The organism is Anaerovibrio lipolyticus (assembly GCF_021531495.1).
Taxonomy (GTDB): Bacteria; Bacillota; Negativicutes; order Selenomonadales; family Selenomonadaceae; genus Anaerovibrio.
Genome location: NZ_JADYTY010000025.1, coordinates 1 through 25,620 on the forward strand (window position 1 = coordinate 1; position 25,620 = coordinate 25,620).

Consider the following 25,620-nt stretch of genomic DNA (forward strand, 5'->3'; position numbering starts at 1 on the left):
ATGATTCGAAACCAACTCCTGGCAGATGAACGTATGGCGAAACTCATGAAGCACTATGATGTAATCTACTAAATTTTTTTACACAAAGTTCTTGACACACCCTTCTATCGCATGGATTACATGGATGCTTATGGAAAATATATTTGCATTTGTGCAATGGTGCCCATTTTTTTGGCGAAGTCGGCCCATAAAAAGCCATTGATGGACAACCAACTGCAGCAGCTATATGCAATGGTGCACTACAGCTGCCAATAAAATAATCCATTTTTCTAAGCAAGGTAGCCGTAGTTGTCAGTTTTAGCTTACCTCTTAAATCGCTAAGCTTTACCCCCCCCAGAATTATTAATATTCTTTTGTATATCACTTTCCTCACCTAAAATATAAAAGTTGCATTTATATTTATCATTCAAACGCTGCATAAATTCATCATATCTATCTACAGACCAATTTTTAAAATTTGCTGACGAAAATGGAGCAATAGCTATATTTATTCCCTTATTAGGTGATTGCTTCATAATATCCCCAACCAAAGCTAAATCTGTACTTGTAGGCTCTGCTACACAAAGCCTTGTAACATCTTTAGTCAATTTTAAGCCAATAGCATTATTAATAACCTTGGAAATATAGTAGGTAAAATACATTTCCTCACTATCAGCAGGCCTTTCTACCCCATGTGTCATGAACAAATTTCTTTTATGAGCTAACCCTGCCCTAACAGGTATGCAAGCTAAAAATGGAATCCAAGCACTGCGATATTTATAATCCAGCAATATGGCCACATCATATCTCCATATTTTTCTTATTACTGGTAGCAGTGGCATCCCCTTATCATAAGGTATCACCTCATCAATAAACGACAGGTCTACTAATTCAGCTGTATCAGGATCAACCATGAATGCCAATTTGCTATTGGGGAACTGCTCCCGAATAGCTCTCACTATCCCAGTTGATATAACTACGTCCCCTAACATATTATTTTGGCAAATTAATATCTTGTTAAACTTTATGCTGATTCCTTTCTTCCAATTCCATCTTGCCTGCTGCAAAAAGTAATCCCATTAAAAACCAAAATTCTCTCATGATAGGCACTTGTGTTAAATTTGTATCTGTCAAGCCCTCCGCTTGTATCCCTATCATTATCAGCAATCCTATCATTCCATAAGATAACTTTGCCATAGCTTTTTCTTTTCTATAAAGCATCCAAAATTTATATGCAAAAAAGCCGTATAACATAATAAACGCCGCAATGCCTATCAAACCACCCTCGGATAAGTATTTGAAAAAGTTATTATGTGGATGCCCATATCCCTTATGATAATCTTCATCTGCTCTTCGTTTAGACAAAGGGGAAATATATTGCGTATTATACATATATTGAAACTGATCCTGACCAATCCCATGTACTGGATAATCTTCAAAAATCTTAATTGATGACTCCCACATAAGAACTCTTTCAATACTGCTCTGATCCTTCATTTGACTGATAGATGCAATTCTATTCATAAGATACCCATTAGTTGCAATATTAATTCCACTCATCGCTATTAACATTACAATGCAACCCGCTATTATTTTTTTTCTATTAATCGCATCCATGCACAAACTAAATAATATCATTATCACAAAGGCAATCCAACCACCTCTGGTGCCAGATGCTATCAACATTAACATTGAAAATATCATAAGAATTAATGAATAATATTTTATCACCCTATTTTGTTTATACATATTACATAGCAAGTATAACATAGGTATTGCCATCAACAGATGACTGGCAAAAAATGTTGCTGTATTATTAAAGGCCATCGGACGATTATTAGACAAAACAATATATTGATAAGCACCATATATATCATTCAATAATGTTGACATTGAAAATGCCATCAGTATATAGAGTAACTGTTTTTTGTTTTTTAGATATAAAATACCAAAAAACAATGGAATAAATCTATACATCGTTGCCCAAACATCACCAAAGCTAGCTACTGGATTAACAGATAAAGCAGCTATAATACACTGTAAACCACCATACAAAAGCAAAACTCCTCCAAATGCATTGATTTGTAGTGGCAGTTTTTTTGTTTTTATATACTGTATCATCATTATAATAGCAGATATTACTATACACGCACTTGTAATTCCTGTTGATACATTACTTGCCAATGCAAAAATTATCATTACTCCATACATTAATTTCTCATATATATTCATAAAGTTTTCCTCTCATATATTCCTGCCACTACCAGTCAATGGCAACTCACTAAATTCTATATCTGAAATCCTGATAACATCTTTATCAGCAATTTGTTTTTTGTCAGCAAGCATCTGCACTTGAATCTATCATTTATTTTATGTCCAGTATTACAAAAACGCTTAAGATATCCTTCATATGTTTCAATATAGCTCAGTCCCTGATGATACATACCATGTTTTATTACTGACCAGACAAATCTATAGGCATAATAATCCCTAGTTTGCTGATATTTATCAATCCATTCAGGACGATACTTTGCCACATACGGCTCTGCTAGAGAAAATATTTCTACCATATTCTGCCATTTACTGGCATCAAATTTTGATAATGTTGCCGAGTTTGAACGCTGACAGTAATGTGCTACAACTAAAGGCACGGATTTTACATCTGTTACCGTAAATAATTTTATATATAAACAGAGATCCTCGCCCATACGAATATTTTCATCAAACCGAATATGATACTTTTCTAAAATTTCTCTTCTTATTATATACGCACCCACCCCCCCAGAAGAACCTATATTCGTTATTAGAGGTGAGAAAATCCAACATACAACCATCTTTGCACTGCTGGCTAAACGTGTCTATATTCCCGTTAGTATCTATAATATCCATTTTGCCGCAAATCCAATCCTTACCTGTTTGCTCTGCTACCTTTATCAGTGTAGACAAAAAAATGGGCTCCCACAAATCATCAGCATCTAGAAATGAAATGTATTTCCCTTTTGCGTAACTCATACCAACATTTCTAGCTACAGAAACTCCCTGATTTTCTTGTTCAATGTATATTATTCTCTCATCCATATGTTGATATTTTTCAACAATTTCTTTTGTACCATCAGACGAACCATCATTGATAATAATCAATTCAAGATTTTTATAAATCTGATTCAATACGGATTCTATAGTATCACCTATATATTTCTCCATGTTATAGGCTGGCATTATAACTGATACTAGTTCATTCATTGCAACACCTCCACTATTATATTTGCTCCCAAATTTCTTCAATTTTATCCATAACCATATCAGCTGTTATCTTTCTCAAACATTCCACATTTCTACTGCAATTTCTCGCATCGTCATCCTTACATGGCGAACATTGATAATGAAGCGTTATCGGCCAACATTTTCTTTTTGGTGCCCATCTTTCTGGCACTTCCTTGCCAAAAACAGCAACAATTGGTGTTCCTACTGCACCAGCTACATGCATAGGGCCACTATCTGCTGTAATCATTAATTTTGCTCTACTTATAAGTGCTATCATTTCTTTTATACTAGTTTTACCACATAAATTATATGACGAAATTCTTGCAGCTGATTCAAAATTTCCACGACCACCAATCACCACAATTGGCATATTATATTTTTCATTTATTCTACAAACTAACTCTCGACAAGCTTCTTCTGGATAATTTTTTAAGATAAAACTCGTAAATGGCGACAAAATTACAAACTCTTGTTCTGAGGTGATTCCTATGTCAAGTAACATAGCATCAACATTCTCTTTATCAGCTACCGAAGGATAAGAAACTTCACATCTACTCATATCACCATCAAGTTCAACGCCAAGTGCTTGCGAAATCATTTTGGCATTATTATCACCTACATAGGACAAACTTTTATGCCATTTATAAGTCAATTTCCTATTATAAAATCTGCTTATAAATTTATTTTTTCTCACAAATCCAGCTCTAACTGGTATATTAAATAATTCTGCTGCTACAAGCACATTAGGTTGCCAATCTGTTATAATTATTGCGTAATAATCTCTTAGCTTATGCAATTGACGAAACTTACTCATAAAAACTCCACGTGGCACATACATGATTTCATCAATATAGGGCAAACCTTCAATTACTTCATAATTACGCGATGTATAAAATGTAATATGACAATGATATTTTTCCTTCAGTCTACGCAATGCAGGTGTGTACATAATTATATCTCCCACACCACCACCGCAAGTAATCATAACTTTTTTTCCATTCAAATCCATAATTTTTTCTCCATAAAATCAATTTATCAGTTCATAACATTTTTTCAATACCATCTCTGGAGTTATCTCCCATAAACATATAGGTTTAGGATTATGTGGGCAGTCATTTTCTCCATAACTGCATGGACAACATTCTGGATCATATGATAACACTCTAGCATTTTCATTGTATGGATGCCATCGCTTTGGGCTAGTACAACCATACATTGTTACCATTTTTACGCCTGTGGTAGCGGCAATATGGGTCGCACCTGTGTCCACTGTAACAAATAAATCTGTCTGATAAAACAAAGCTGCTAAATCAAGAAGATTTGTACTGCCACAAAAGTTTATAATTTCCTTCTTTTCAGATAATCCTGATTTTCTTAATTCTTCCTCACATATGGATATTACTTCATCTGCATACTCCTTATCATTTGGAGCACCAACTACGAAAAATGCAGCATTATATTTCCTTTTCAATTCTCGTACAACATCTGCAAAATATTCCTTAGGCCATGTCTTGAGGGCAAAAGTTCCTTTCACACAAAGACCTATTTTCATTTTATCTGTTGGCAACTGAGATAATAATTTATCCGCTTTTTCTTTGCTACTAGATGGAATCCTTGCCATCACAGGAACTTCATGTCCCTCTATACCAGTAAATTGACGAACAATTTCTTGGTAGGTTTCTGCCTGCAAAGTATTAACTAAGTCATGCTTTATATGTACTGTATGGGTATAAAGCCAAGTAATCTTACTAGGCTTATCATCGAAAATCCTATCTGCCCCTACTCTGATTGGGACACCTGCCAGCCAGCATAGAATGGCAGGGCGTGATTTTCTGTCAAAGGAGATAGACAGATCAAAATGCCGCGCCTTTATTTCCTTTGCCATCGCCCACATCTTACCTAAAGAATTTTCTTTTGGCTTGTAGTCAAAAATCATTACTTCATCAATCACAGGATTATTTTCCACTGCCTCCCTGACTACAGGACGTACCAACATGGTAATCCTCGCCTGAGGATATGCTTGCTTCAAGAGCGCAATGGCACTTGTTGTCAATACTACATCTCCCAAATTAACTAGCGAATTTACCAAAATATTTTTATATTGCTTCTCCATCATCAATTACCAACCATTTTCCCTTTCTATCATTATCTACCAGTTATTTAGAAAAATGGAATTGCCATTTCTTGATGATTAACTCATCATTCATCGCAATCCATGCAAGTATCCTTTTTAAATCTTTTTTAGGTATTTTGCTCTTATTATGCTCAAGAACTGGTCCATCTTCTGTTATCCACACCTTTGTCGCATCTTTTTGAGGGCTTCCTTTGCATACATGAACATGTATAGGCTCATCATTTTCATTTGACCAGAAATAAACTATATATCCGAGAATTACAAATACTTGCGGCAATAGTACTCACCTCACATCTTTTCTCTTGCAATCTCCCATATCAAGGGTGCATTATTGCGTGCGTATTTTACAAGCTCGTTGATATCCATTTCACTAAAGCCAAAGGATCTATATGGATTTAACACAGGCAGATTCATCTCACAAAATGCAAATCCATTTTCTATGGGTTTTTCAAAGTATAGAGGGATATATTCTAGTCCAGCTGCATTTTCGTGTACATCCCCAAAAGTTAGAGTTATATTGTCTATTTCACTATAAAAATGTTTCATTCTTCCGCAGCCTCCCTTTACTGTAAATAAGCATGTTCTATTTTAATATATTCTTCACAGCCTGCTCTATCTCTGCATCTACCTCATCCAGGAATGCAAATCTGCGTCTATATACTGCTCTCTTTCTGGTAGGTACTTCTTCCATAGTTTTACGAGGCTCCACCAAAGGCAACTCGTAAAATCTTTCGTCCTCGGTTTCCTTGCCTCCAGCTTCCAGCCAGAAATCGCCAAAATTTGTTTTTAGCTTTCTATCTGCTCTCACATGGTTATTGGCATAATAGCCATAGTTAGATACTGCATAAATCTTTTTTATGCCCATAGCTCTAGCCATAGCCTGCAGCATATAGAGAATCAAATTCTTAGTTCGATAACCATGACACACCTTGGTCATTTTTTTGACCACATCCCTGGCATTTTCCATATTAGGCCCCTGCATAGCTCCTATCCATAGAGCAGCTTCCCCAGCTTTGTTATAACCTGCCCAGAACATGATTTGATATATATGGGTACGATCCACATTCAATTCCAGAGACAGCAAACCTTCCTTGCGCTGACCGGTTTCAAATACCAGCTGTGCTTGCCAAGGCTTATCCTCATAAGTACTATTCCATATGGTATAAGGCTGCCATTTTGCTCCAGATATCTGCAAAAAATATTTTTCCTGTAACAGTTTTTCCAACAGCTCATAGTGATTCTTTACAAGCTGTACACGCTCTGAAAACGTAGATTTATTATAAAAGAAAGCCCGCGTCACCTGCTCAATAGGAAATGGATTTACTTCCAGCAATTTGCTTCTTACAGGAATAGCGTTGAAAAAATTCACTAGTTCCCGCAGTTCTCCTCTATGCAGCATAGCTCTCAGTAAAAAAACATAGTACCTGCGCTTTTCTCTCGTATTTTTCAAATTATATATTCTTTTGCCAATATCCTTCATGGAAGCCATTATTCTTCATCCCCTACGTGCTCATTAGTCTTTTCCAGATAGTATAACTTTACATATTTTGCCATAGTATAGAAAAAATGGAAGCTAGCTAATACAAAGCCAATTTTACCATCTTTCCAGCCAGATTTGAGAAAATACATCCTGAAGGAAGCCCATAATGGATGTGTAATAATATCCAAAAATGAAGCCTTTTTCCCCTTTTCCTTATTTTTCTTGGCTACCAAGGTTGTGTAAAAATTCAACTTATTGAAATAGTGCTCCCAATCTCTATATGGATAATGAATAACATACGCATCATCTGGCAATGTCTTTAGCTCATAGTCGTAATGAAACTGCGGGTGAACAAAGCCTGTTACATATACGCCTTTCCGTGGTAAAAGCCGTATACCGTGATCTGGAAACCAACCTCCATGCTTTAAAGGCTGCTCCCAGAAATAATTTAGTCTGGCTGTTTGATAAGCATATCTTCTGTCATCTTCTGATACAACTCTTTTGATTTCCTCAGCCAAACGATGGGATATTCTTTCATCTGCATCTAGACAATAAATCCAATCGCATTTGGCATTTTCCATCGCAAATGTCTGCTGCTCACCCCAATTACCATTAAGAGAACGCTGCAAAACTCTTGCCCCTAGCGACTCTGCCAATGCCTTGGTACCATCTGTACTCATATCATCTATAACCAGCACCTCATCGGCAAACAGAGCACTTCTGATACATGCCTCCAGATTTTTTTCTTCATTTTTTGCCAAAATCAAAACAGAAAGATTTACTCCCATATTTACGTGTACGCCCTTTCTCTATTCCTTTTTATTTTCTATTGCAGCCTCAACCTTATCTGCTGGCATTGCCTTTGGGTTGATAGTATGATATTCCCCTGTAAGTATCGCTTCAATTCTATGCGCAAAGGATTCTGGAGAGAATTTTTTTGCTGCCTGAGCCAAGCCCTGAGCATAGTCATTTACTTTATCATCATAGGTATTGATAAACGTCTCCAATATCCGCTGCAAATCTCCCATGTCTCCGCTTTTGAAAGTCATACCAATATCAAACTTGGCAAAAACCTCTGGATTAATATCATTGCTAGCCACTACGGGCTTCTGAAAGCCAATTGCCGTAAATAGCATACCACCCCAATGATATAAATATCTTGGTGCGGAATATGGCATCAAAAGCACATCAATTTCTGCTAAGGCCTTTTGCCACTCTGCCCCGATAAGGCCCTTGTGCAAAAATTCTATTTCTGGATGTGCTTTATATTCCTGAATTATCTGTTCAAAATCCTCAGCATCCTCTGGATGCATAGTAGAGCCTTGCACCAAAAGCCTTACCTTATGCGTATAATTTCCTTTAACATAAACCTCCAGGAAATCCCGCAATCTTTTTTCCCTGCGATATTGTCCAAAAAAACCTATGGTCAGCACATCTTTTTTTTCTACCGATGGGACAAATTCTATATCCCTAGCGGTATAGGCAGGAGGATAAATTGTATAAATATTTGGCAGTTTATGACCAAAAATATGATTAACAAAGGTCAAAACCACCGGCTTAATATTTTTATATGGCAGCAGTTTTTTTGCTTCCCTTAAAAATTTTGGTGCTTCCTTGGGATTTATTCCATGCAACACAAAAATAATTGGTATATTGCTGCGACGGAGAATATTTTTATTCAATGCCCGTAAATAACGATATGTTGAGGTTGGCACAATCAAGGCATCAATATCTTTGCGGTAGGCAGCTTCATAAAGCTGGGCATACCACTTCTGACGGTTATATTCTCTTTTCATGGCATAAAATAATTTTTTCACGCCACGCACATTGGAGTAAGAAACTACCTCTCCGCCCAGCTTCACTACAGGTACCTGATAGTCAAAATTAAACTCAAAATTCTCTGGTACATAAAAGCTGACTTCATGGCCTCTTTGCTGCAGCTCCTCCACCAAAATACGGTCAAAATCAACCTCATGTCCGCCTGGAGTCATTATATTCTCAAAAATCCCGATTCGCACAGGCACCCCACCCTTATCTAATCTATATTTTCTCTTACACATGCCAGCAGGCTGCCGCCTGTATACAGCACTCCTTGAATACCAGATTTTTCCCCGGCTTCTACATCTCTTGGGCTGTCGCCTACCATATAGGACTGGGCTGGCTCTATATTCATTTCCTGACAGGCCTGCAGCAGCATCCCAGGCTGAGGTTTGCGGCAGCTGCACTCCTTAGCGTATGCTGCCACCTTGCCCTGGGGATGATGAGGACAGTAATAGAAGGCATCAATAGGCTTTGCTCCCTGCCTTGCCAATTCCTCATTCATCCACTGATGAAGCCTCTGCACCTCAGCCTCGGTATAGTACCCTCTGGCCACTCCGCTTTGATTGGTAATGACCACCACCAGATACCCCTGCTGATGACAATATTCTATGGCTTCCACTGCCTCCGGTGTCCACTGAAAATCCTCTGGCCGATAGAGATAATGCACATCCACATTCAAGGTGCCATCCCGATCAAAAAACACCGCTTTATTTGCCATATTTAAAATATCCGCCATTGTCCAAGAAATCACAATATTCCTTAACAGCGTCCTTCATATCGTAGAAGCCCTGATCATAACCTGCTTCCAACAACTTAGTCTTATCTGCCTCAGTAAAGCACTGATATTTGCCCTTCAGCACCTCTGGGAACTCTCTATATTCAATATGTCCCTGTCCCATAGCCTCAATAACAGCCTCTGCTACCTCATTATAAGAATGAGCATGACCGGTACCGCAGTTATAGATACCGCTTGGGCCCTGCTGCTGCCAGAACCAGAGATTTACCTTGACAACATCCTTGACATAGATAAAGTCACGACGATGCTCGCCATCACCATATTCACCATAGCCCTTGAACAGACGGCAAACGCCCTCTTTCTTTACTTGATGATACAGCTGGTAGAAAATAGAAGCCATATTGCCCTTGTGATGCTCCTGTGGCCCATAAACATTAAAATACTTCAAGCCTACAATCTGGCTCTGGGCATAAGGCATCTGCTGGCGCACATAGCGATCAAAAAGCAGTTTGGAGAAGGCATATGGATTCAAAGCATCCTCGCACTCATCCCCCTCACGGAAACCATTTTCACCACCGCCATAGGTGGAAGCAGAGGAAGCATAGAGGAAAGGAATTCTATGATCCATGCAGAAATGCAATACAGCCTTGGAATACTCATAGTTAGCCTGCATCATGTAGTTTACATCGTATTCCATAGTATCGGAGCAAGCTCCCTCATGGAAAACAACCTCTACATCACCACCATCAATATCCTCATGCAAAATAGCCTCAAGAAAATCATCCTTGTACATATAATCCAGGAACTGCAAACCACGAAGATTGCGATAGCTCTGATTTTCCTTTTTGCGGTTATTCAAATCATCAACAATCAAAATATCCTTACGGCCCTGACGATTCAATTCCTTAACAATATTACTGCCGATAAAGCCGGCACCACCAGTTACAATAATCATTTGTCCTCATGCTCCTTTTTCGTCAAAACATTCTGCAATTCTGCATTGCTAACAGCATAGGTTCCCAGCTTGGCTACTACCACGCTGGCGGCCAAATTGGCTAAATATGCGGACTCAACAGGCTTTAATCCACCGGCAATACCCAGGGCAAAAACAGAAATCACTGTATCACCTGCACCAGAGACATCAAATACCTCCTGAGCCTTAGTAGGAATATGTACAATTCCTTCCTCTGGCTGTATCAAGGACACACCATGCTCGGAACGGGTAGCCAATACATTGTGGATAAAATACTCGTCCATAACATACTGAGCGGCCTGCTCAATGTATTCATCTCTATTGCGAATAGGCCTTGGCTGTACGGCATTCAGCTCCTTGAAGTTTGGCGTAATATAATCCGCACCGCCGTATTTGTCCCATTCCACGCCCTTTGGATCCACAAACACTGGCACCGCCATATCTCGACAGGCTTGAATAACACTGGTGCACACCTCATCGGTGCAGGCTCCCTTGCCATAATCTGAAAGGATTACCGCATCCAGTCCCTGTTGCAGCATATGCTCCACATAATCTATTAAGCGCTGAGCATACTGCTCTCCTACTGGCTCTGTATCCTCAAAATCCAGTCGCAGCATCTGCTGATGCCCACCAATAACCCTTAGCTTGGTAGTAGTAGGAGCATCCCGATGAATAATGCCCTTGTAATCAATCCCCCTGGAGGTAAATTTGTCCATCAAGGTCTGACAGTGATAATCATTGCCTACAAAACCAGCAATATAGGTTTTGCACCCTAACAAAGCCAGATTATGAGCCACATTGGCACTGCCGCCCATAGTATCCTCAATACGCAGGACATGATTAATAGGCACCGGTGCCTCTGGAGAAATTCGGCTAACCTCTCCATAGTAATATCTATCCAGCATTACATCTCCCACTACCAGAATTCTGGTCTTGGAAATGCCATTAAGCACAAAATCCAACAGCTTATCCTTATGTACAGTCATATTATTCTTCCCTTCACAGACTGGCCTCTACCACTCTGCACGCATAATTACCATATTCCACTGACATTTTGCCAGCCATCTTGCCATATTTATCCAACAGCTCCCACACATATTTCATAACCAGCTCTGGGGTAATCTTTTTCATACAAGCCAGATTAGCCTCCCCAGCGTGAGGACATTGATGTATGCCACAAGGGTGACAGCTAACTGGCGCCTTGATGAGCACATCCCGGCCATCATAGGGATAAAATCCCGGCACTGGAGATGCCCCAAACATAGTTACCACTGGCACATGCTGAGATACACCTACATGCATAGGGCCGGAATCTGTGGTCAGAAACAGGGCACACTTCCGCAATAAGGCTCCCAGCTCCGCCAGGGATACCTTCCCTGTAAATACCTTGATAAGAGGGCTATTTCCCTGCTTCATCAAGCTGCGGCATTTGTTCACCATCTCTATATCCATTGGGCCACCAAAGAAAGCCACAGCATAGCCTTTCTCAATCAGCTCATCTGCACATTGAGCAAAATAGCTGTCCAGCCATCTTTTAGTTTCCCAGCTGGCGCCAATATTAAAGGCTACCACCTGCTGAGCTGGGGCAAAATTCTCCTGCCAGAGCTTTTCTGCTTTCTCCACAGCCTCCTGAGGCAGCCACATTTCCAAGCCACCATCGTCGATTTTTTTCACCCCTACAGCCTGCTTCAACACCTCCAAATGAGCATGAACCTGATGCTTCCAGCCAGGCACATAGCGATGAGGTGGCAACAAGCCCCAAGGCCCTCTGCCTATGTGATGGGCCACAGAAGGATTCTGCATAACCTTATCAAAAAACAGTCCAAAGCCTGGCTTGGCATAGCCTACAATGGTATCAGCACCACTAAAGGCCGCAATGGCTGAAGCTCGTTCGTTACGATGAAGATTGATAACCAACTCAAAATGTTTTTTGCGGATTTCTCCAATATATTTAATAAAATTGGTCAGCTTATCGTCCTTACCCTTTTTGTCAATCAAAAGGCATTCATCAATATGCTTGTTACAGCGCACCAAATCCGCCAGCTTTTTGTCTACCAAAATAGATATTTTAGCCTGAGGATAATTGGCGCGGAGAGTTCTCAATACCGGCGTAGCCAGCATCAAATCCCCTATATGCATCAGGTTGATTACCAGAATATTTTTATAATTTCTCATTACTGCGCCATCACCTTCTCCAAAGCCTGCCATACCTGCTCCAGCTTAATCAGCTCCATGCACCTGTTGTTGCTGCACTCACCCTTGCCCCAGCAAGGAGAACATTCCTCGCCTCTATATACAACCTGGCTGTTGCTGTTGCAAGGCCCCCAAACAACTGGATCCGTAGGGCCGAACACCGCCACAGTAGGACATTGCACTGCCTGAGCCATGTGCATAGGGCCAGTATCTACAGAAATCATGGCTCTGGCTCTCTGCAAAAACACCGCCAGCTCTGGTAGATTCAGCGTCCCGGCCAAAACCCGCCCTGCTGGCAGTCGTCCTGCCTTGGCCATAACCTCCAAAACAGTTTTCTCCCCCGGGCCGCCAATTAAATATACCGGCTTTTCTGCCTCCAATTTTCTTATCAGTTGCAAAGCCAAAGGCAGGGGTAAATTCTTTCTTTCATAGCTTCCCATAGGGCAAATAACAAAATACTCACCCTTATCTGCCAAGGACAGCTCTTGAGCTTTGACCTCAAAGGAAGCAATATTCTCCTGAGAAGGAGCCAAAGCCAAGCTATAATCCTCTGTGGTAAGGCCCCAAGGCTTCAATACTTCCAGATGATTTTTGGCTTCATACTTGATACCTTCACGCATATGGCTAGCCGCCCAGGTCAGAAACCAGCCGGCATGCTGAGCATCATAGCCCAGTCGATAAGGAATCCCTGCCAGCCTGGCTACCGCAGCCCCCCGCAGGGCAAAATTCATGCAGATAGCCAAATCAAACTTCTCCTGCCGCAGCTCCTGAGCCATTTTCCACATACCGCCCAGTCCCTGATGGAGTCCCTTTTTGTCATAAACTATGGCCTTATCAATAGCAGGCAGCATTTCTGCCACCGGCTTGGTCAAAGGCACTGTCAGCATAGAAATTTCTGCCTGGGGCCATCTTTGACGCACTGTTCGAGTCAAAGGCCCTGCCAATATCACATCTCCGATAAAGGCCAAATCTATAATCAATATTTTTTTGATATTTAATTTATTTATATCTGGCATAAAAACTCCTATCCCAAATATGGCTTCAGCTTTTCCTCCACCATAGCTGGCGTAATCCTATCCAGACAGTCAAAACCCTTTGGACAGGCTCTTTTCCAGCAATACTTACAGCTTCGAGGCACCTCTATGGCATTCTCTAGCTGACCATAAGGGCCATTTCGATTAGCATCAGTAGGGCCCATAACCATAATAGTAGGGGTTCCCAAACCAGCAGAAAGATGTACCGGCCCTGTATCGCCACCTACTGTAGCCTTAGCTTCCTTAATCACATAAGCCAGCTGCCGCAAGGTAGTTTTGCCTACCATATTCACAGGTGGAAATTCTGCCGCCCGGCTAATATCCTCCACCAGCTGTTCATCCAAGGCACCACCGCCGATAATCACCGGCAAATATCCCTGCTCTGACAGCCAGTCTGACAGCTTAGCATAATAGGCCACTGGCCACCGTTTATTGGGCCAATTAGCCCCTACTGCCAGCACCACATAGGGAACATCCCCCTTACAGCCTGCTGCATAGAGATAGCTTCTGGCCATCTTCCCATCCTCTGGGGTAATATTAATAGGAAATTCTACCTTATCAACACCACAGCCCAAAGCTCTGGCCACATCCAAATATCTTTCTACTATATGCCCCTGAGCATTAGGCCCCACTACTGGACGAGATATTTTATCGCTTAGCTCCCGCATATTGCAGGTTCCCAGCTTTACAGGCGCCTTGGAGCACCAAGCAATAGCTGCTGATTTAAACAACCCCTGCAAATCAAGAACCGCATCATATTTGTGCTGATTCAGCTTTTCTCTAAAGGGGCCAAAATTTTTCCAAAAGCCTGCCAGGCTTTTGAACTTTTTCTTCTCAAAAACTATAATCTCATCAATGTAGGGATTACCCTCCAGCAGATTATAGGCAGGAGGCTCCACTACCCAGGTTACCCTTGCCTCTGGATAGGCTTCCTTCAAAGCATAGGACACCGGCAGGGCATGGATTACATCCCCTATGGCACTTAGCTTAACCACCAATACACTTTTGATATTCATCCCATAACTCCCTTATACTATAGCCTCATACAGCTATCCTATTTTTGTCCCTGTATTTTGGCAATAACATTGGTGGTAGAGCGTCCTGCCACCAACTGTACCAGCTCTACCTGACCACCATAGCCCAGAACAATCTGTCCCTCTGGCAAAGTTTCAATGGTATAATCTCCACCCTTCACATATACATCAGGGTGAACCTGCTGAATCAAAGCCTCTGCCGTAGGCTCATCAAAGAATACCACATAATCTACAGACTTCAAGGCTCCCACAACCTCTGCTCTATCCAGCTCATTGTTAATGGGGCGTTCCGGCCCCTTAAGGCGTCGCACGGAAGCATCTGTATTCAACCCCAGCACCAAGCAGTCCCCATAGGAACGAGCCTGCTGCAAATATCTCACATGACCAGCATGGAGAATATCAAAACAGCCGTTGGTAAATACCACCTTCTGACCGCCATCCCGCAAAACCTGACAGAAATCAGCGATTTTACTTCTATCTACAATCATCCTTCTATCTCCACTATTTAATGGTAAAAAATCTTATGCTTCATAGCCTAGCTGACGGAACCGCGCCTCCAGCTCCTGGGCATAAACCACAGAGGTACCCATTTTGCGCACAGCAATACCCGAAGCCTCATTGCTAAGCTGACAAGCCAGTAATGGCTCCAATCCAGCAGCCAAGCCCAGAATTACTGTAGCTACACAGGTATCACCAGCGCCAGAAACATCATAAACCTCACTTTTGTCTGTTACAGGAATATGGCTGACCAAAATATCCCTATCCTGATAGCTAATCAGTTCCTGTACCACAGACAGCCTGCCAGTCTGACGCTTTACCACCAATTTAACTGTCAATCCTTCTCTAAACTGACCAGCCTCCCCAGAGCCTGAAACTTCCTGAGATTTTAAGTAGTCTGCTGCCTCCTGAGGAGATATTATCTGGAACAGACTCATGCCATCCTCACCTCTGGTAATCAAAGCTCCCTTGGCGGACATCTTTACCAACAGCTCACAACCTCCCTGCACCAGCTCTTCTTCGGTAGCCAAATCCCGGCCAATAGCTGCTGACAGCTCCGCATCATTCTGTTTGATATAATCTACAGTTTTAAACCGGAGAATATCATAGCGTGAATCCACAATAGTAGGAATATTATGCTCCTGACAATAGGCAAAAATCTGTCCTAACAGCTTGTCCGTAATGGTGCCGCTGCCATAGTCGCTAAGCACCACCCCCTTGACCTGTGGCAATACCTGCTTTAAATATTCCTCCAGCTGCTGCTCCTGAGCTTTGCCCATAGGCTCCTTGGACTCCTTGTCCACCCGCACAATCTGCTGGCTCACAGTGGTCCTGCCTCCTGCCACAATTCTGGTTTTGGAAATTGTAGACCTATTGGCATCCTTAATAAAGCCTGATACATCCACAGACTTTTCCTGCAAAATACCAGACAAACCCTTGGCAGCATTATCATCTCCCACCAAGCCGGCGGCAAATATTCTGCCACCTAGAGTAGCACCATTATTAATAACGTTAGCTGCACCACCAGCCACGATTTTTTCTGTTGACTGCTCCAACACCAAGACTGGTGCCTCTCGTGAAATTCTAGCAATGGTACCATAGAGATAGATATCTGCTATCATGTCTCCCAACACCAGTACCGGCTGTCCAGACAGCTTCTCAATTGCCTCCAATGGTGTCATCTACATACATCCTTCCCATATTACCACGGTGAGAACTGGGCCGTTACCTTAATCTGATCCCGCTTCTCACGATAGCGAACTATCAGCTCTGCACAATGCACATTGTGGTACCAATAGTAATCTGTATCCATCAGCTTGTTGGTTTCTCCATCAAAGGCCCAGCCTATAACAACGCGGTCCTTTGGACTAAAGCTATAGCTAAAGCCTGCTGTAACCTTCTCAGAATAGCTATCCAAATCAAAATCAAAGACACTGTTCTGGCTGTTACTCTTGCTAAAATGGTAGCCCAGATAGGTAGTCCATCTATCGTCAAACTCCTTCAAGGCAGTAACATCGTAACCCATACCGCTGACTCTGCTGTGGTCATAGGTTTCATCGGTAATGGAATAGTTAATACTTGGATAAACATACCAAGTGCCAAGGCGAATTGGATCTATACCCAGCTTGGCATAATAGTAGGTATGAATGGAATGTCTGCCATCCTGCTCCCAGGCACCATGCTCATAGGCAAGGCTATAATTAAATGGAGTCTTGCCGATTTTAGCCCCATAATCCCACCTCAAAGTAGGAGCCTTGTGAATCCATTTGCCATCGCTATCCTCAAAAAAACCAGTCCGCAGAGCAAAATTACCAAAACCCTTGGTATTATACAAAAATCCACCATGAGTCTTTACCTTGCTGCGCTGAGAAATAAAGAAATCGCCATAAGCCCTTACATTATCTGTTATAGGATAATAAAGGGTATCCTTGATGCCAAAGCCATTATCATTATCATAGGAAGCCTTTGGCATATATATGCCCTTTTCTCCTTCCTTGCTTACCTGCTTAGGCACAGAATATACAGGAATACTGCCCAGCCAATAGCTAACCCCATAGGAAATTGTCTGAATACCTGGATAGTATTCAATCTTTTTGGCTGTCATTTTGTAATCTGGATTTTTGGCGCTGCATTTGGTAGCACTAGCATCAAAAAGCACAATCTTATCTGGATACATTTCAATGCGCTTGGCTTTGACAAACTGATGGTCAATCTTGCCCTGGGCATTTTCCATCTTGCCCTCTTCCTTGCCCCAGTTATACTGCGTCTTGTAGCCATTCAAAATAATCCTGGCCTGAGCATCTGTCAGCTGCAGCATATAGGCCTTATCCGGCACATCCACATCCTGCTTTTGCAGATTACCATTAGCTTCCTCCGTAATAAAACGACGCTTATCCAAGGAGGTCATTACCACATTGCCCTTGACCTGAAAATCTCCCGTGTTTTCATCATAGAAAAGCTCGTCACCTTCTACAGCCACCGGTACATTCTTGGTTGGATCCAATGGCTCCCGCAGATGCTCCTTCATTTCATAGGCATCCTTCAAAAGTTTTTTCTGATCCTCATTAAGACGGTTTTCCCGCTCAACACGACGACGATTTTCCACATAATCAAGGATATCTGCATCTGTATCACTTTCGCTATTGTATACAGCCTCCGCTGTAGGTATAGGCAGAGGCAAATCGCTAGTCCCCCACAGGGAAACCAGGCTCAAGCCAGCAACTATACTGCAAATTTTTCTTGTATTTTTCAGCATTAAATTTCACTCCGAAATTTTTCCTAATAAAAAAACATACTCCCTTCTATAATACCTCATTCAATATTGAAATACAAGATTTTCCCGCCATTCCTAAGGTCTTTCCAAAAGTAGGGTACTTTTGTCACTTTATTTTTATTACTTTTGTGCATAGATTTACCTCAAAAAATCATTGCTACCACCCTTGATTTGATGTATCATTTTAGTAGGGGTAAAATAGGCTGATATGTTATCACCTATCAGCCTTTCAGATTTAAATGCGTATATCAAAATCAATTAAGGGGTGTTTTTATGTCAACCAAATCTTATGCTGCCATTTTTACAGGGGCAGGTGTTCTCGCCATCCTGATTTCCCTAGCTGGACTGGCTTCCATCCTGCCATCAGCTTTTACCAGTATTTTCCTGCTTATTGCCGGCATACTTCTTATTGCTGTCAAAAAACTTACAGGAGAAGCAGATATACCTGCACCTGCTCAGATTCCTCCTGCTGCCAGATTGCAGCCAGTCTCTGCTCCCAGCAGTGATTTTATGCAGAAAATGACCAAGATTTCTCAGCAGATATCAGCTTCTTCTCAGGAGCTAACCTCCAGTGCCAGCCAATCTGCCGACAGTGCTGCTCATATTGCAGAGCATATGACAGGAGTAACTCAGGGCATGGAGGAACAGGTAACCGAGCTGCAGAACTCCATGGATTCCTTGAACAATATTTTTGAGGATATTATTAATGTAAACAATCAGGTAGATACGGTACAGCAATTCTCTGAAGAAATGACTTCTGCTGCCCACGATGGTTCTGAATTGATGAAGAAAGCCATTGATATTATGAGTGGTATTGAAAGCAGTGTCCAAACCTCCGCTGACATGGTAAATCAGCTGGGAGAACAGTCCGAAGCCATTGGCCACATTGTAGAATCTGTTTCTGCCATTGCTGACCAGACCAATCTGTTGGCTCTCAATGCTGCCATTGAGGCTGCCAGAGCCGGAGAAGCTGGCAAGGGCTTTGCCGTAGTTGCCGAGGAGGTTCGCAAGCTGGCAGGAGAATCTCAGGAGGCCGCCAAGCATATCAAGGAAAATATTACCTCCATTCAGAGCGCCACAACCCAGACTGTTCAAGCAATGCAGCAGGGTACAACTCAGGTAGCAAATGGTACTGAATCTGTTCGTCAGGTAGGCACACATTTCGCTGATATTATTAAGCAGATTGATTCCATCAAGGGACAGATTGAAGGCATTAAGACCTCTGTGGATGTGGTATCTCAGGGAGCCGAAAAAATCGTTTTCTCTATGGACAATATTGATCAAAGCAGTCAGAAAATCGGCTCAAATGCCAAGGAAATTAACTGTCAGGTTCAACAGCAATCCGCAGCCAATGAAGAAATTGCTGCCTCTGCCGCTACATTAGCAGATTTGGCAGCCGATATGGAAAATGCCCTCCACTCCCAAAATAAATAAACTATGAACATAAAAAATACTGGTACAAGCTTCCCTTGCGAAGTCTGTACCAGTATTTTTATTTTACATTTTTAGCAATGGACTGTTGCTCTGCCACTTTCCACTGCTTCCTCAGCAATTTCCTCCAGAGATTTCTTCCGGCTTTCTACACCGAGGCCCATAACCACAGCAGATACTACCACAAAGACACCAGCAAACAGCATAAAGATACTTGCACTGCCCATCTGGCCGCCAATCAGCATCCCCACCATAGCAGGAGCGATCATGCTTCCGATACGGCCAAAGCCAGCAGCATAGCCACTGCCCAGAGCACGAATAGCAGTAGGATACAATTCTGGAGTATAGGTATAAAGCACACCCCAGGCCCCCAGGTTGAAGAAGGACATAGCTGCCCCCCAAGCCAACAGCTCTGTGGAACCAGTTGCATTACCAAAGAAATAGCTAGCCACGCCGCTTATCAGCAGAAACAGGGACAGGGTATATTTACGACCAATAACATCTACCAGCCAAGCTGCACAATAATAGCCAGGCAACTGAGCCAAGGTCATAATCAGCACATATTCAAAGGTCTTAACTACAGTAAACCCCTGCTGGAACACAATAGATGGCAGCCACATAAAGATACCATAATAGCTGAAGTTAATACCAAACCAAGCCACCCACAGCATAGCAGTACGACGGGCAAAGGCGCCAGACCACAGGGTGCTCAACTTAGGTGCTGCAGCATACTCAGTGCCCTTCTCCACTTCACTAAGCTCCTCTGCAAAAGGCTCGCTTTGCACATTCAGCTTTTCCTCCAGCATCAGCACAATCTTCTGAGCCTCGCCAATTTTGCCACGAGAGATAAGGTATCTTACAGACTCAGGCATATGCAGGCGAATCATAAATACATACAAAGCAGGCAATGCACCAATAAAGAAAGCAACCTGCCAGCCATATTGAGGAATCAGCAGATAAGCAATGCAGGCAGCTGCCAACCAGCCCAAGCCCCAGAAGCTTTCCAAGAGAACAATAAACCGTCCCCGCAATTTGGTAGGAGCATATTCAGTCATCAGGGTAGCTGCTACTGGCAGCTCACCCCCTAGGCCAAAGCCAACTAGGAAGCGGAACAGCATCAAGGATTCATAGTTCCAGGACAAGGCACAGGCACCTGTAGCCAAGCTGTAAAGAATAACCGTCAAGGAAAATACCAGCTTACGACCAACTCTATCAGCAATAGTACCAGATATAACCGCACCTAAAGCCATACCAATAAAGCCTACACTGCCAATCCAACCCATCTGTTCTGGATGCAAGCCCCACTCCTTGGACAAAATAGGCAGAACAAAGGAAATCAAGCCCGTATCCATGGCATCAAACAACCAGCCCAGACCGGTTACCGCCAACAGCTTATAATGAAAAGAGCCAACAGGCAGCTTTTCCAATCTTTCTAAAAGCACAAAAATTCCTCCTAAAAGAAAACCAAAAAATTACCATTCTGTTTTTGCACATGACAAGACACATACAAATACAGTGGCTTTATTGTACAACTATTTGCCAAAATTGGCAATAAAAAACTGCACACAAGCTCATAAAGAGTTGCGTGCAGTCTTTTATCTTTTATTTAACTGCTTCTCTTACATATACTCTGGCCGCCTTATAGTCTGCCAGCAGCTTCCATTCCGAAGTGTCAAAATCCTTTTCAAAGGAATCAAAACGACGGTTGTTAAGTATCAGGTACACATTCTTATCCTTTGGCAATTCCTCAAAGGATATAAACGGCATAACGTTTTTGGCATTCCAGCTTTTGCCATCTGGCAGCATTCCTGGTATAGACTCTGCATGCTCCAATCTATAAACCATTTTCTGCCCATAAAAAACAATAGAGGTTTTGTAATCTCCGTAGCTTACTACCAAATCATCATCCTTAACCACATCCTTATAGGCTGCAGCTATATTCTTCCCAGAGTACCCCTCATCGGAACAAGCAGGAATAGCCAAAGCAAAGGTCAGGATACCATATACTACAATGGCGCCTATAACAGTACGCTTTACCAACACCTCTCGCTGATAAAGGTATCTGGCCATGAGAATGGCAATAGGCAGCAAGGCTGGCAGTGTATAGGTGGTATATTTGGTAGCCATGCACTGATAAAAAACATTTACCACCAAGGCCCAGGTCAGCAAAAAGCCTGTAGTCATATCAATTTCTGGCAACCGCTGCCTCTTTACAGCCTTGATAATAGCTGCAGGCAAAGTCCAGCACCAAGGCAAACAGCCCGCAAAGAAAATCATGGTATAATACCACCACACATCCCAGCGAGGATGCTCTGACTGAGTGGCCCGCAGGAAATTGTGCACCCCAAGGAAATTATTAATAAAATCCATACCATGAATGGTGTACATCATATAGTACCAGCTGCCAGCTACCAAGGCATATAGCACTAACCCCGTAGGCAGGCGCAGATACAGGAACTCCTTAAAATCCCGTCTGATACACAAAAAAACTGTCAGCACAAAGCCTGGCAGCAAAAGGCCAATAGGCCCCTTATCCAAGGTGGCCAATCCAGCAAAAAGATAACAGAGATAATAGTAGTTTCTCTGTCCCCTGCGATAACCCCAGAAAAAGAATATCAGCACTGCATTAAAAAACACAAACAAAGTTAAGTCCGTAATAACAGTCTTAGACAGCAGCCAATACTCAAAGCAGGTGCCCAAAATACCTGCTGCCATTAAGCCAGTTTTACGGTCATAAAGCTTTCGGGCAAAGCCATAGGTCATCATCAAACCAAGAACACCAAAAACTCCCGGAAAAAAGCGGGAGGCAAATTCATTTACTCCCATCAGCTTATAGGCTGCAATCAGCTCCCAGTAGAAAAAGGCTGGCTTGTCATACCAATAATTGCCATAAATACGAGGTGAAATATAATCCCCAGACCGAAGCATCTCCACCGCAGTCAGCGTGTAGTTAGACTCTACAGGATCCGTAATGGCAATTGCCCAATTCCCCAGCATAAAAAGCAAAAAGCCTACAATACATATGGTCAGCAAATCCTTCTTTACAGTTGTCATTTCAAGCTCCCTTCCCAGCTTATTCATCTACCCGGCGAATATCTGCCCCCAGCATTACCAGCTTGGAAACCAGATTATCATAACCTCTATCAATATGATGAATATAGCCAATCTGAGTCTCGCCCTCAGCCACCAGTCCTGCCAAAACCATAGCTGCGCCAGCTCTCAGATCTGTAGCCTTAACGCCACAGCCATGAAGCTTATCCACGCCCTCTATCAAGGAAGTGCGTCCATCTATACGAATATTAGCCCCCATCCGCTTCAGCTCATCCACATGCATAAAGCGATTCTCAAAAACAGTCTCTGTTACCCGGCCCATGCCCTCGGAAACAGCCAGCATAGCCATAAACTGAGCCTGCATATCTGTGGGGAAGCCTGGATATGGCAGGGTTTTAATATCTACAGCCTTGGTACGGCGGTCACATACCACTCTGATGCCATCAATATTTTCCTCAATAGTAACCCCAGCCTCTTTCAGCTTGGCAATTACCGGCTTCAAATGCTCACTAATGGCATTCTCGATATATACATCCCCTCTGGTCATAGCTGCTGCCACCATATAGGTACCAGCCTCAATGCGATCTGGAATAATAGTATAATTGCGGCCAGTCAAACGCTGTACGCCCTCGATCTTGATAACATTGGTACCAGCACCACGGACTCTGGCTCCCATAACATTAAGGTAGTTAGCCAGGTCGATAATCTCCGGCTCCTGAGCTGGATTTTCAATAACAGTAGTACCCTCAGCCATAGAAGCAGCCATCATAATATTCTCAGTGGCTCCTACACTTGGGAAATCCAAATAAATCCGAGCACCCTTCAAGCCATTAGGGGTGGCAGCCTCAATATAGCCGTGGCCAATATCAATCTTAGCACCCAAAGCCTCAAAGCCCTTAAGATGCAAATCGATCGGACGAGTACCAATAGCACAGCCACCAGGAAGAGAAATCCTTATCTTGCCACAGCGAGCCAGCATTGGGCCAATAATAAGGAAAGAAGCCCGCATCTTCCGCACCAAATCATAAGGAGCCTCACAGCTGGTAATCTCCGAACTATCCACCAGCAAGGTGTTTTTATCAGCATCAAACTCAACCTTTACACCTAACTGCTCCAATACCGCACTAAGGGTATGCACATCGTCCAGAGCTGGAACCTCCTCCAGCTTGCTAGGTGAATCCTGTCCCAGCAGGGCTGCCGCTATAATAGGCAATACCGCATTCTTTGCACCACTAATTTTTACCCGGCCACGCAGCTCCTTGCCGCCATTTATAATCAACTTTTCCATTAAGTAAAATTTCCTCCTAAAATTAAAGACATACTTCCAAAAGTATCACACTTCAGTTTATCATTTCTATTAAATTACTGCAAGCAATATTGTATATCACCAACAATCTGATAAATTCTGCAATATTTTGACTGATTTTGAAAGAATATGCTTGATTTTGCTTTTATGTGATGATATTATATAGTTACAGAAAAGAGATGCACAATCATGAATGAAATTTTATTGTAGAAAGGGGATGGATAGTGATTGCTTACAGAGGAAAGATATGCTTCTATCATGCAGACCTTGGACAAGCATAAAACCGCCACTGTCAGTCAGCTAGCAGATAATCTGCACGTGTCCGAGTCCACCATCCGTCGGGATTTGATAGCTCTGGATCGCATGGGCAAGCTGTGCAAGGTTCATGGCGGTGCCACTATTAATAACAATAACAGCTATCTAACCTTGGAGGAGGATGTTCTTACCAAGCAGGATTTGCACAATCAGGAAAAAGCCTTGATTGCCAAATACGCTGCTACCCTGATAGGCCCAGAAGATTTTGTTTATCTGGATGCTGGTACTACCACCTATCAGATGCTGGACTACTTGGGCCACACAGCAGGAAGTGTAACCTATGTAACCAATGGCGTTCAACATGCATCCCGCCTGGCTGCTATGGGCTGCAAGGTTTATCTCCCCGGAGGCAGGCTCAAGGCCAATACTCAGGCTGTAATCGGCACTGAGGCCATTCGCAGTATTTCTAATTACAATTTTACCAAAGGCTTCTTCGGAGCCAACGGTATTAGCACTACGGCAGGCTTCTCCACGCCTGATTTCAGCGAAGGCAATGTGAAAACAGAAGCCATTCATCATTGTCAAAAATGTTTTATTCTGGCAGACAGCTCCAAATTCAAAAAGGTATTTCCTGTTACCTTTGCTAGTATTCAGGAAGCCAACATTATTACGGATATGCTGCCAGATACCAAATATAGCAAGTTAACCAATGTTTATGAAGCAGGTGAAAGAAAATGATTTATACAGTAACCTTCAATCCAGCCTTGGATTACATTGTCCGCTTAGACAGCTTTACCGCTGGAGAAATCAATAGAGTTAAATACGAGCAGGTTCTAGGAGGAGGCAAAGGGATTAACGTATCCATTGTCTTGAAAAATCTGGGCCATGACAGCACTGCCTTAGGCTTCCTAGCAGGCTTTACCGGCAAGGAAATCATCCGCCAGTTGGATGGCTTTGGCTGCCAAAGCGACTTCGTAGAACTGCCAGAAGGCTTCTCCCGCATTAATGTAAAGGTTAAGGCTGAAACCGAAACCGAAATCAATGGTCAGGGACCTAGAATTACCCCAGAGGCTCAGGCAGAGCTTTTTGCCAAGCTGGACAAGCTTCAGGCCGGAGATACCCTGGTTCTGGCCGGCAGTATCCCCAATACCCTGCCAGATGATATCTATCAGCGTATTATGAGCCGTCTGGAAGGACGGAATATCAACATTGTAGTAGATGCCACCAAGCAGCTTCTTTTGAAGGTACTGCCCTACAAGCCATTTTTAATAAAGCCAAACAACCATGAATTAGGTGAAATGTTCGGCGTTGTTCTCAAGACCAAGGACGAAATTATCACCCACGCCAAAAAGCTGCAGAAAATGGGTGCCCGCAATGTACTTATTTCCATGGCTGGTGACGGCGCCCTGCTGCTTACTGAGGAAGGAACAGTCTACGAAAGTGCTGCTCCAAATGGAACCTTGGTTAACTCCGTAGGTGCTGGAGATTCTATGGTAGCAGGCTTTATCTGCGGTTACAAGGAAACAGGCTCCCTGGAGGAAGCTTTTTACATGGGTGTAGCAACTGGCTCCGCCTCCGCCTTTTCCGAAAACCTGGCCACCAGGGCCGAAGCAGATGCTCTGCTAAAAACTATACACTAAAAGTGGTTAATATTTGAA

The 25,620-nt window shown here is 42.6% G+C and carries 27 protein-coding genes; 3 read left to right on the top strand and 24 right to left on the bottom strand.

Features of this window, described 5'->3' with window-relative positions; all coding sequences use genetic code 11:
- Positions 1 to 43: 43 nt before the first annotated feature.
- Genes I6E26_RS11395 through I6E26_RS08620 form a run of 21 tightly spaced genes read right to left on the bottom strand, consistent with a single transcriptional unit; the run spans position 44 to position 17,901 of the window.
- Positions 44 to 265, bottom strand: a complete 222-nt coding sequence (locus tag I6E26_RS11395; protein ID WP_419179921.1) for a glycosyltransferase family 9 protein — start codon at positions 263 to 265, stop codon at positions 44 to 46.
- Between the two features lie 52 nt (positions 266 to 317).
- Positions 318 to 1,046, bottom strand: coding sequence for a glycosyltransferase family 9 protein (locus I6E26_RS08525; protein ID WP_235321430.1), 729 nt, complete (start codon positions 1,044 to 1,046; stop codon positions 318 to 320).
- Positions 997 to 2,211, bottom strand: coding sequence for an O-antigen ligase family protein (locus I6E26_RS08530; RefSeq protein WP_235321431.1), 1,215 nt, complete (start codon positions 2,209 to 2,211; stop codon positions 997 to 999). The genes I6E26_RS08525 and I6E26_RS08530 overlap by 50 nt, the downstream gene beginning before the upstream one ends.
- Before the next feature lie 56 nt (positions 2,212 to 2,267).
- Complete coding sequence (locus tag I6E26_RS08535; protein WP_235321478.1) at positions 2,268 to 2,756, bottom strand: hypothetical protein; 489 nt, start codon at positions 2,754 to 2,756, stop codon at positions 2,268 to 2,270.
- Positions 2,701 to 3,222, bottom strand: a complete 522-nt coding sequence (locus I6E26_RS08540; RefSeq protein ID WP_235321432.1) for a glycosyltransferase family 2 protein — start codon at positions 3,220 to 3,222, stop codon at positions 2,701 to 2,703. The genes I6E26_RS08535 and I6E26_RS08540 overlap by 56 nt, the downstream gene beginning before the upstream one ends.
- 16 nt (positions 3,223 to 3,238) lie before the next feature.
- Positions 3,239 to 4,252 (bottom strand): glycosyltransferase family 9 protein, encoded by a 1,014-nt coding sequence (locus tag I6E26_RS08545; RefSeq protein ID WP_235321433.1) that lies wholly within the window; start codon positions 4,250 to 4,252, stop codon positions 3,239 to 3,241.
- A gap of 18 nt (positions 4,253 to 4,270) precedes the next feature.
- Positions 4,271 to 5,359: a glycosyltransferase family 9 protein gene (locus tag I6E26_RS08550; RefSeq protein WP_235321434.1), complete on the bottom strand. Its 1,089-nt coding sequence runs from the start codon at positions 5,357 to 5,359 to the stop codon at positions 4,271 to 4,273.
- Between the two features lie 40 nt (positions 5,360 to 5,399).
- Positions 5,400 to 5,654: a DUF4160 domain-containing protein gene (locus I6E26_RS08555; RefSeq protein WP_235321435.1), complete on the bottom strand. Its 255-nt coding sequence runs from the start codon at positions 5,652 to 5,654 to the stop codon at positions 5,400 to 5,402.
- 11 nt (positions 5,655 to 5,665) lie between these two features.
- The gene (locus I6E26_RS08560) at positions 5,666 to 5,923 is read right to left on the bottom strand and encodes a hypothetical protein (protein WP_235321436.1); all 258 of its coding nucleotides are present in this window, start codon (positions 5,921 to 5,923) and stop codon (positions 5,666 to 5,668) included.
- Between the two features lie 37 nt (positions 5,924 to 5,960).
- The gene (locus I6E26_RS08565; RefSeq protein ID WP_235321437.1) at positions 5,961 to 6,866 is read right to left on the bottom strand and encodes a VirK/YbjX family protein; all 906 of its coding nucleotides are present in this window, start codon (positions 6,864 to 6,866) and stop codon (positions 5,961 to 5,963) included.
- Positions 6,866 to 7,645: a glycosyltransferase family 2 protein gene (locus I6E26_RS08570; protein ID WP_235321438.1), complete on the bottom strand. Its 780-nt coding sequence runs from the start codon at positions 7,643 to 7,645 to the stop codon at positions 6,866 to 6,868. Before I6E26_RS08570 ends, I6E26_RS08565 begins: the two co-directional genes overlap by 1 nt.
- 21 nt (positions 7,646 to 7,666) lie before the next feature.
- Positions 7,667 to 8,917 (bottom strand): glycosyltransferase, encoded by a 1,251-nt coding sequence (locus I6E26_RS08575; protein ID WP_268824865.1) that lies wholly within the window; start codon positions 8,915 to 8,917, stop codon positions 7,667 to 7,669.
- The gene (gene gmhB, locus I6E26_RS08580; protein ID WP_235321439.1) at positions 8,893 to 9,396 is read right to left on the bottom strand and encodes a D-glycero-beta-D-manno-heptose 1,7-bisphosphate 7-phosphatase; all 504 of its coding nucleotides are present in this window, start codon (positions 9,394 to 9,396) and stop codon (positions 8,893 to 8,895) included. Before gmhB ends, I6E26_RS08575 begins: the two co-directional genes overlap by 25 nt.
- Positions 9,386 to 10,369: an ADP-glyceromanno-heptose 6-epimerase gene (rfaD, locus tag I6E26_RS08585; protein ID WP_235321440.1), complete on the bottom strand. Its 984-nt coding sequence runs from the start codon at positions 10,367 to 10,369 to the stop codon at positions 9,386 to 9,388. Before rfaD ends, gmhB begins: the two co-directional genes overlap by 11 nt.
- Positions 10,366 to 11,373: a D-glycero-beta-D-manno-heptose-7-phosphate kinase gene (rfaE1, locus tag I6E26_RS08590; protein ID WP_235321441.1), complete on the bottom strand. Its 1,008-nt coding sequence runs from the start codon at positions 11,371 to 11,373 to the stop codon at positions 10,366 to 10,368. Before rfaE1 ends, rfaD begins: the two co-directional genes overlap by 4 nt.
- Before the next feature lie 13 nt (positions 11,374 to 11,386).
- Complete coding sequence (locus tag I6E26_RS08595; RefSeq protein WP_235321442.1) at positions 11,387 to 12,595, bottom strand: glycosyltransferase family 9 protein; 1,209 nt, start codon at positions 12,593 to 12,595, stop codon at positions 11,387 to 11,389.
- Positions 12,562 to 13,596: a glycosyltransferase family 9 protein gene (locus I6E26_RS08600; RefSeq protein WP_235321443.1), complete on the bottom strand. Its 1,035-nt coding sequence runs from the start codon at positions 13,594 to 13,596 to the stop codon at positions 12,562 to 12,564. Before I6E26_RS08600 ends, I6E26_RS08595 begins: the two co-directional genes overlap by 34 nt.
- A gap of 8 nt (positions 13,597 to 13,604) precedes the next feature.
- Positions 13,605 to 14,624, bottom strand: a complete 1,020-nt coding sequence (locus I6E26_RS08605; protein WP_235321470.1) for a glycosyltransferase family 9 protein — start codon at positions 14,622 to 14,624, stop codon at positions 13,605 to 13,607.
- Positions 14,625 to 14,668: 44 nt separating this feature from the next.
- The gene (rfaE2, locus tag I6E26_RS08610; protein WP_235321444.1) at positions 14,669 to 15,136 is read right to left on the bottom strand and encodes a D-glycero-beta-D-manno-heptose 1-phosphate adenylyltransferase; all 468 of its coding nucleotides are present in this window, start codon (positions 15,134 to 15,136) and stop codon (positions 14,669 to 14,671) included.
- A 33-nt stretch (positions 15,137 to 15,169) separates the two neighbouring features.
- A complete protein-coding gene (locus I6E26_RS08615; RefSeq protein WP_235321445.1) occupies positions 15,170 to 16,327 on the bottom strand; it encodes a bifunctional heptose 7-phosphate kinase/heptose 1-phosphate adenyltransferase in 1,158 nt (385 codons plus the stop codon).
- A gap of 20 nt (positions 16,328 to 16,347) precedes the next feature.
- Entirely contained in the window at positions 16,348 to 17,901 is a 1,554-nt protein-coding gene (locus I6E26_RS08620; RefSeq protein ID WP_235321446.1) for an LPS-assembly protein LptD, read from the bottom strand.
- A gap of 291 nt (positions 17,902 to 18,192) precedes the next feature.
- On the opposite strand from I6E26_RS08620, the gene I6E26_RS08625 reads away from it, so the two are divergent.
- Positions 18,193 to 19,353, top strand: a complete 1,161-nt coding sequence (locus I6E26_RS08625) for a methyl-accepting chemotaxis protein (RefSeq protein ID WP_235321447.1) — start codon at positions 18,193 to 18,195, stop codon at positions 19,351 to 19,353.
- 71 nt (positions 19,354 to 19,424) lie between these two features.
- Here I6E26_RS08625 and I6E26_RS08630 read toward each other — a convergent pair whose 3' ends face one another.
- The 3 genes from I6E26_RS08630 to murA form a co-directional block, all read right to left on the bottom strand.
- Entirely contained in the window at positions 19,425 to 20,792 is a 1,368-nt protein-coding gene (locus I6E26_RS08630) for an MFS transporter (RefSeq protein ID WP_235321448.1), read from the bottom strand.
- A 160-nt stretch (positions 20,793 to 20,952) separates the two neighbouring features.
- Positions 20,953 to 22,404, bottom strand: a complete 1,452-nt coding sequence (locus tag I6E26_RS08635) for an ArnT family glycosyltransferase (RefSeq protein ID WP_235321449.1) — start codon at positions 22,402 to 22,404, stop codon at positions 20,953 to 20,955.
- Positions 22,405 to 22,423: 19 nt separating this feature from the next.
- Positions 22,424 to 23,689: a UDP-N-acetylglucosamine 1-carboxyvinyltransferase gene (gene murA, locus I6E26_RS08640; protein WP_235321450.1), complete on the bottom strand. Its 1,266-nt coding sequence runs from the start codon at positions 23,687 to 23,689 to the stop codon at positions 22,424 to 22,426.
- Between the two features lie 246 nt (positions 23,690 to 23,935).
- Between murA and I6E26_RS08645 the strand changes: the two genes are divergently transcribed.
- Complete coding sequence (locus I6E26_RS08645; RefSeq protein WP_235321452.1) at positions 23,936 to 24,700, top strand: DeoR/GlpR family DNA-binding transcription regulator; 765 nt, start codon at positions 23,936 to 23,938, stop codon at positions 24,698 to 24,700.
- Entirely contained in the window at positions 24,697 to 25,602 is a 906-nt protein-coding gene (gene pfkB, locus I6E26_RS08650; RefSeq protein WP_235321454.1) for a 1-phosphofructokinase, read from the top strand. Before I6E26_RS08645 ends, pfkB begins: the two co-directional genes overlap by 4 nt.
- The last annotated feature ends 18 nt before the right edge of the window (positions 25,603 to 25,620 follow it).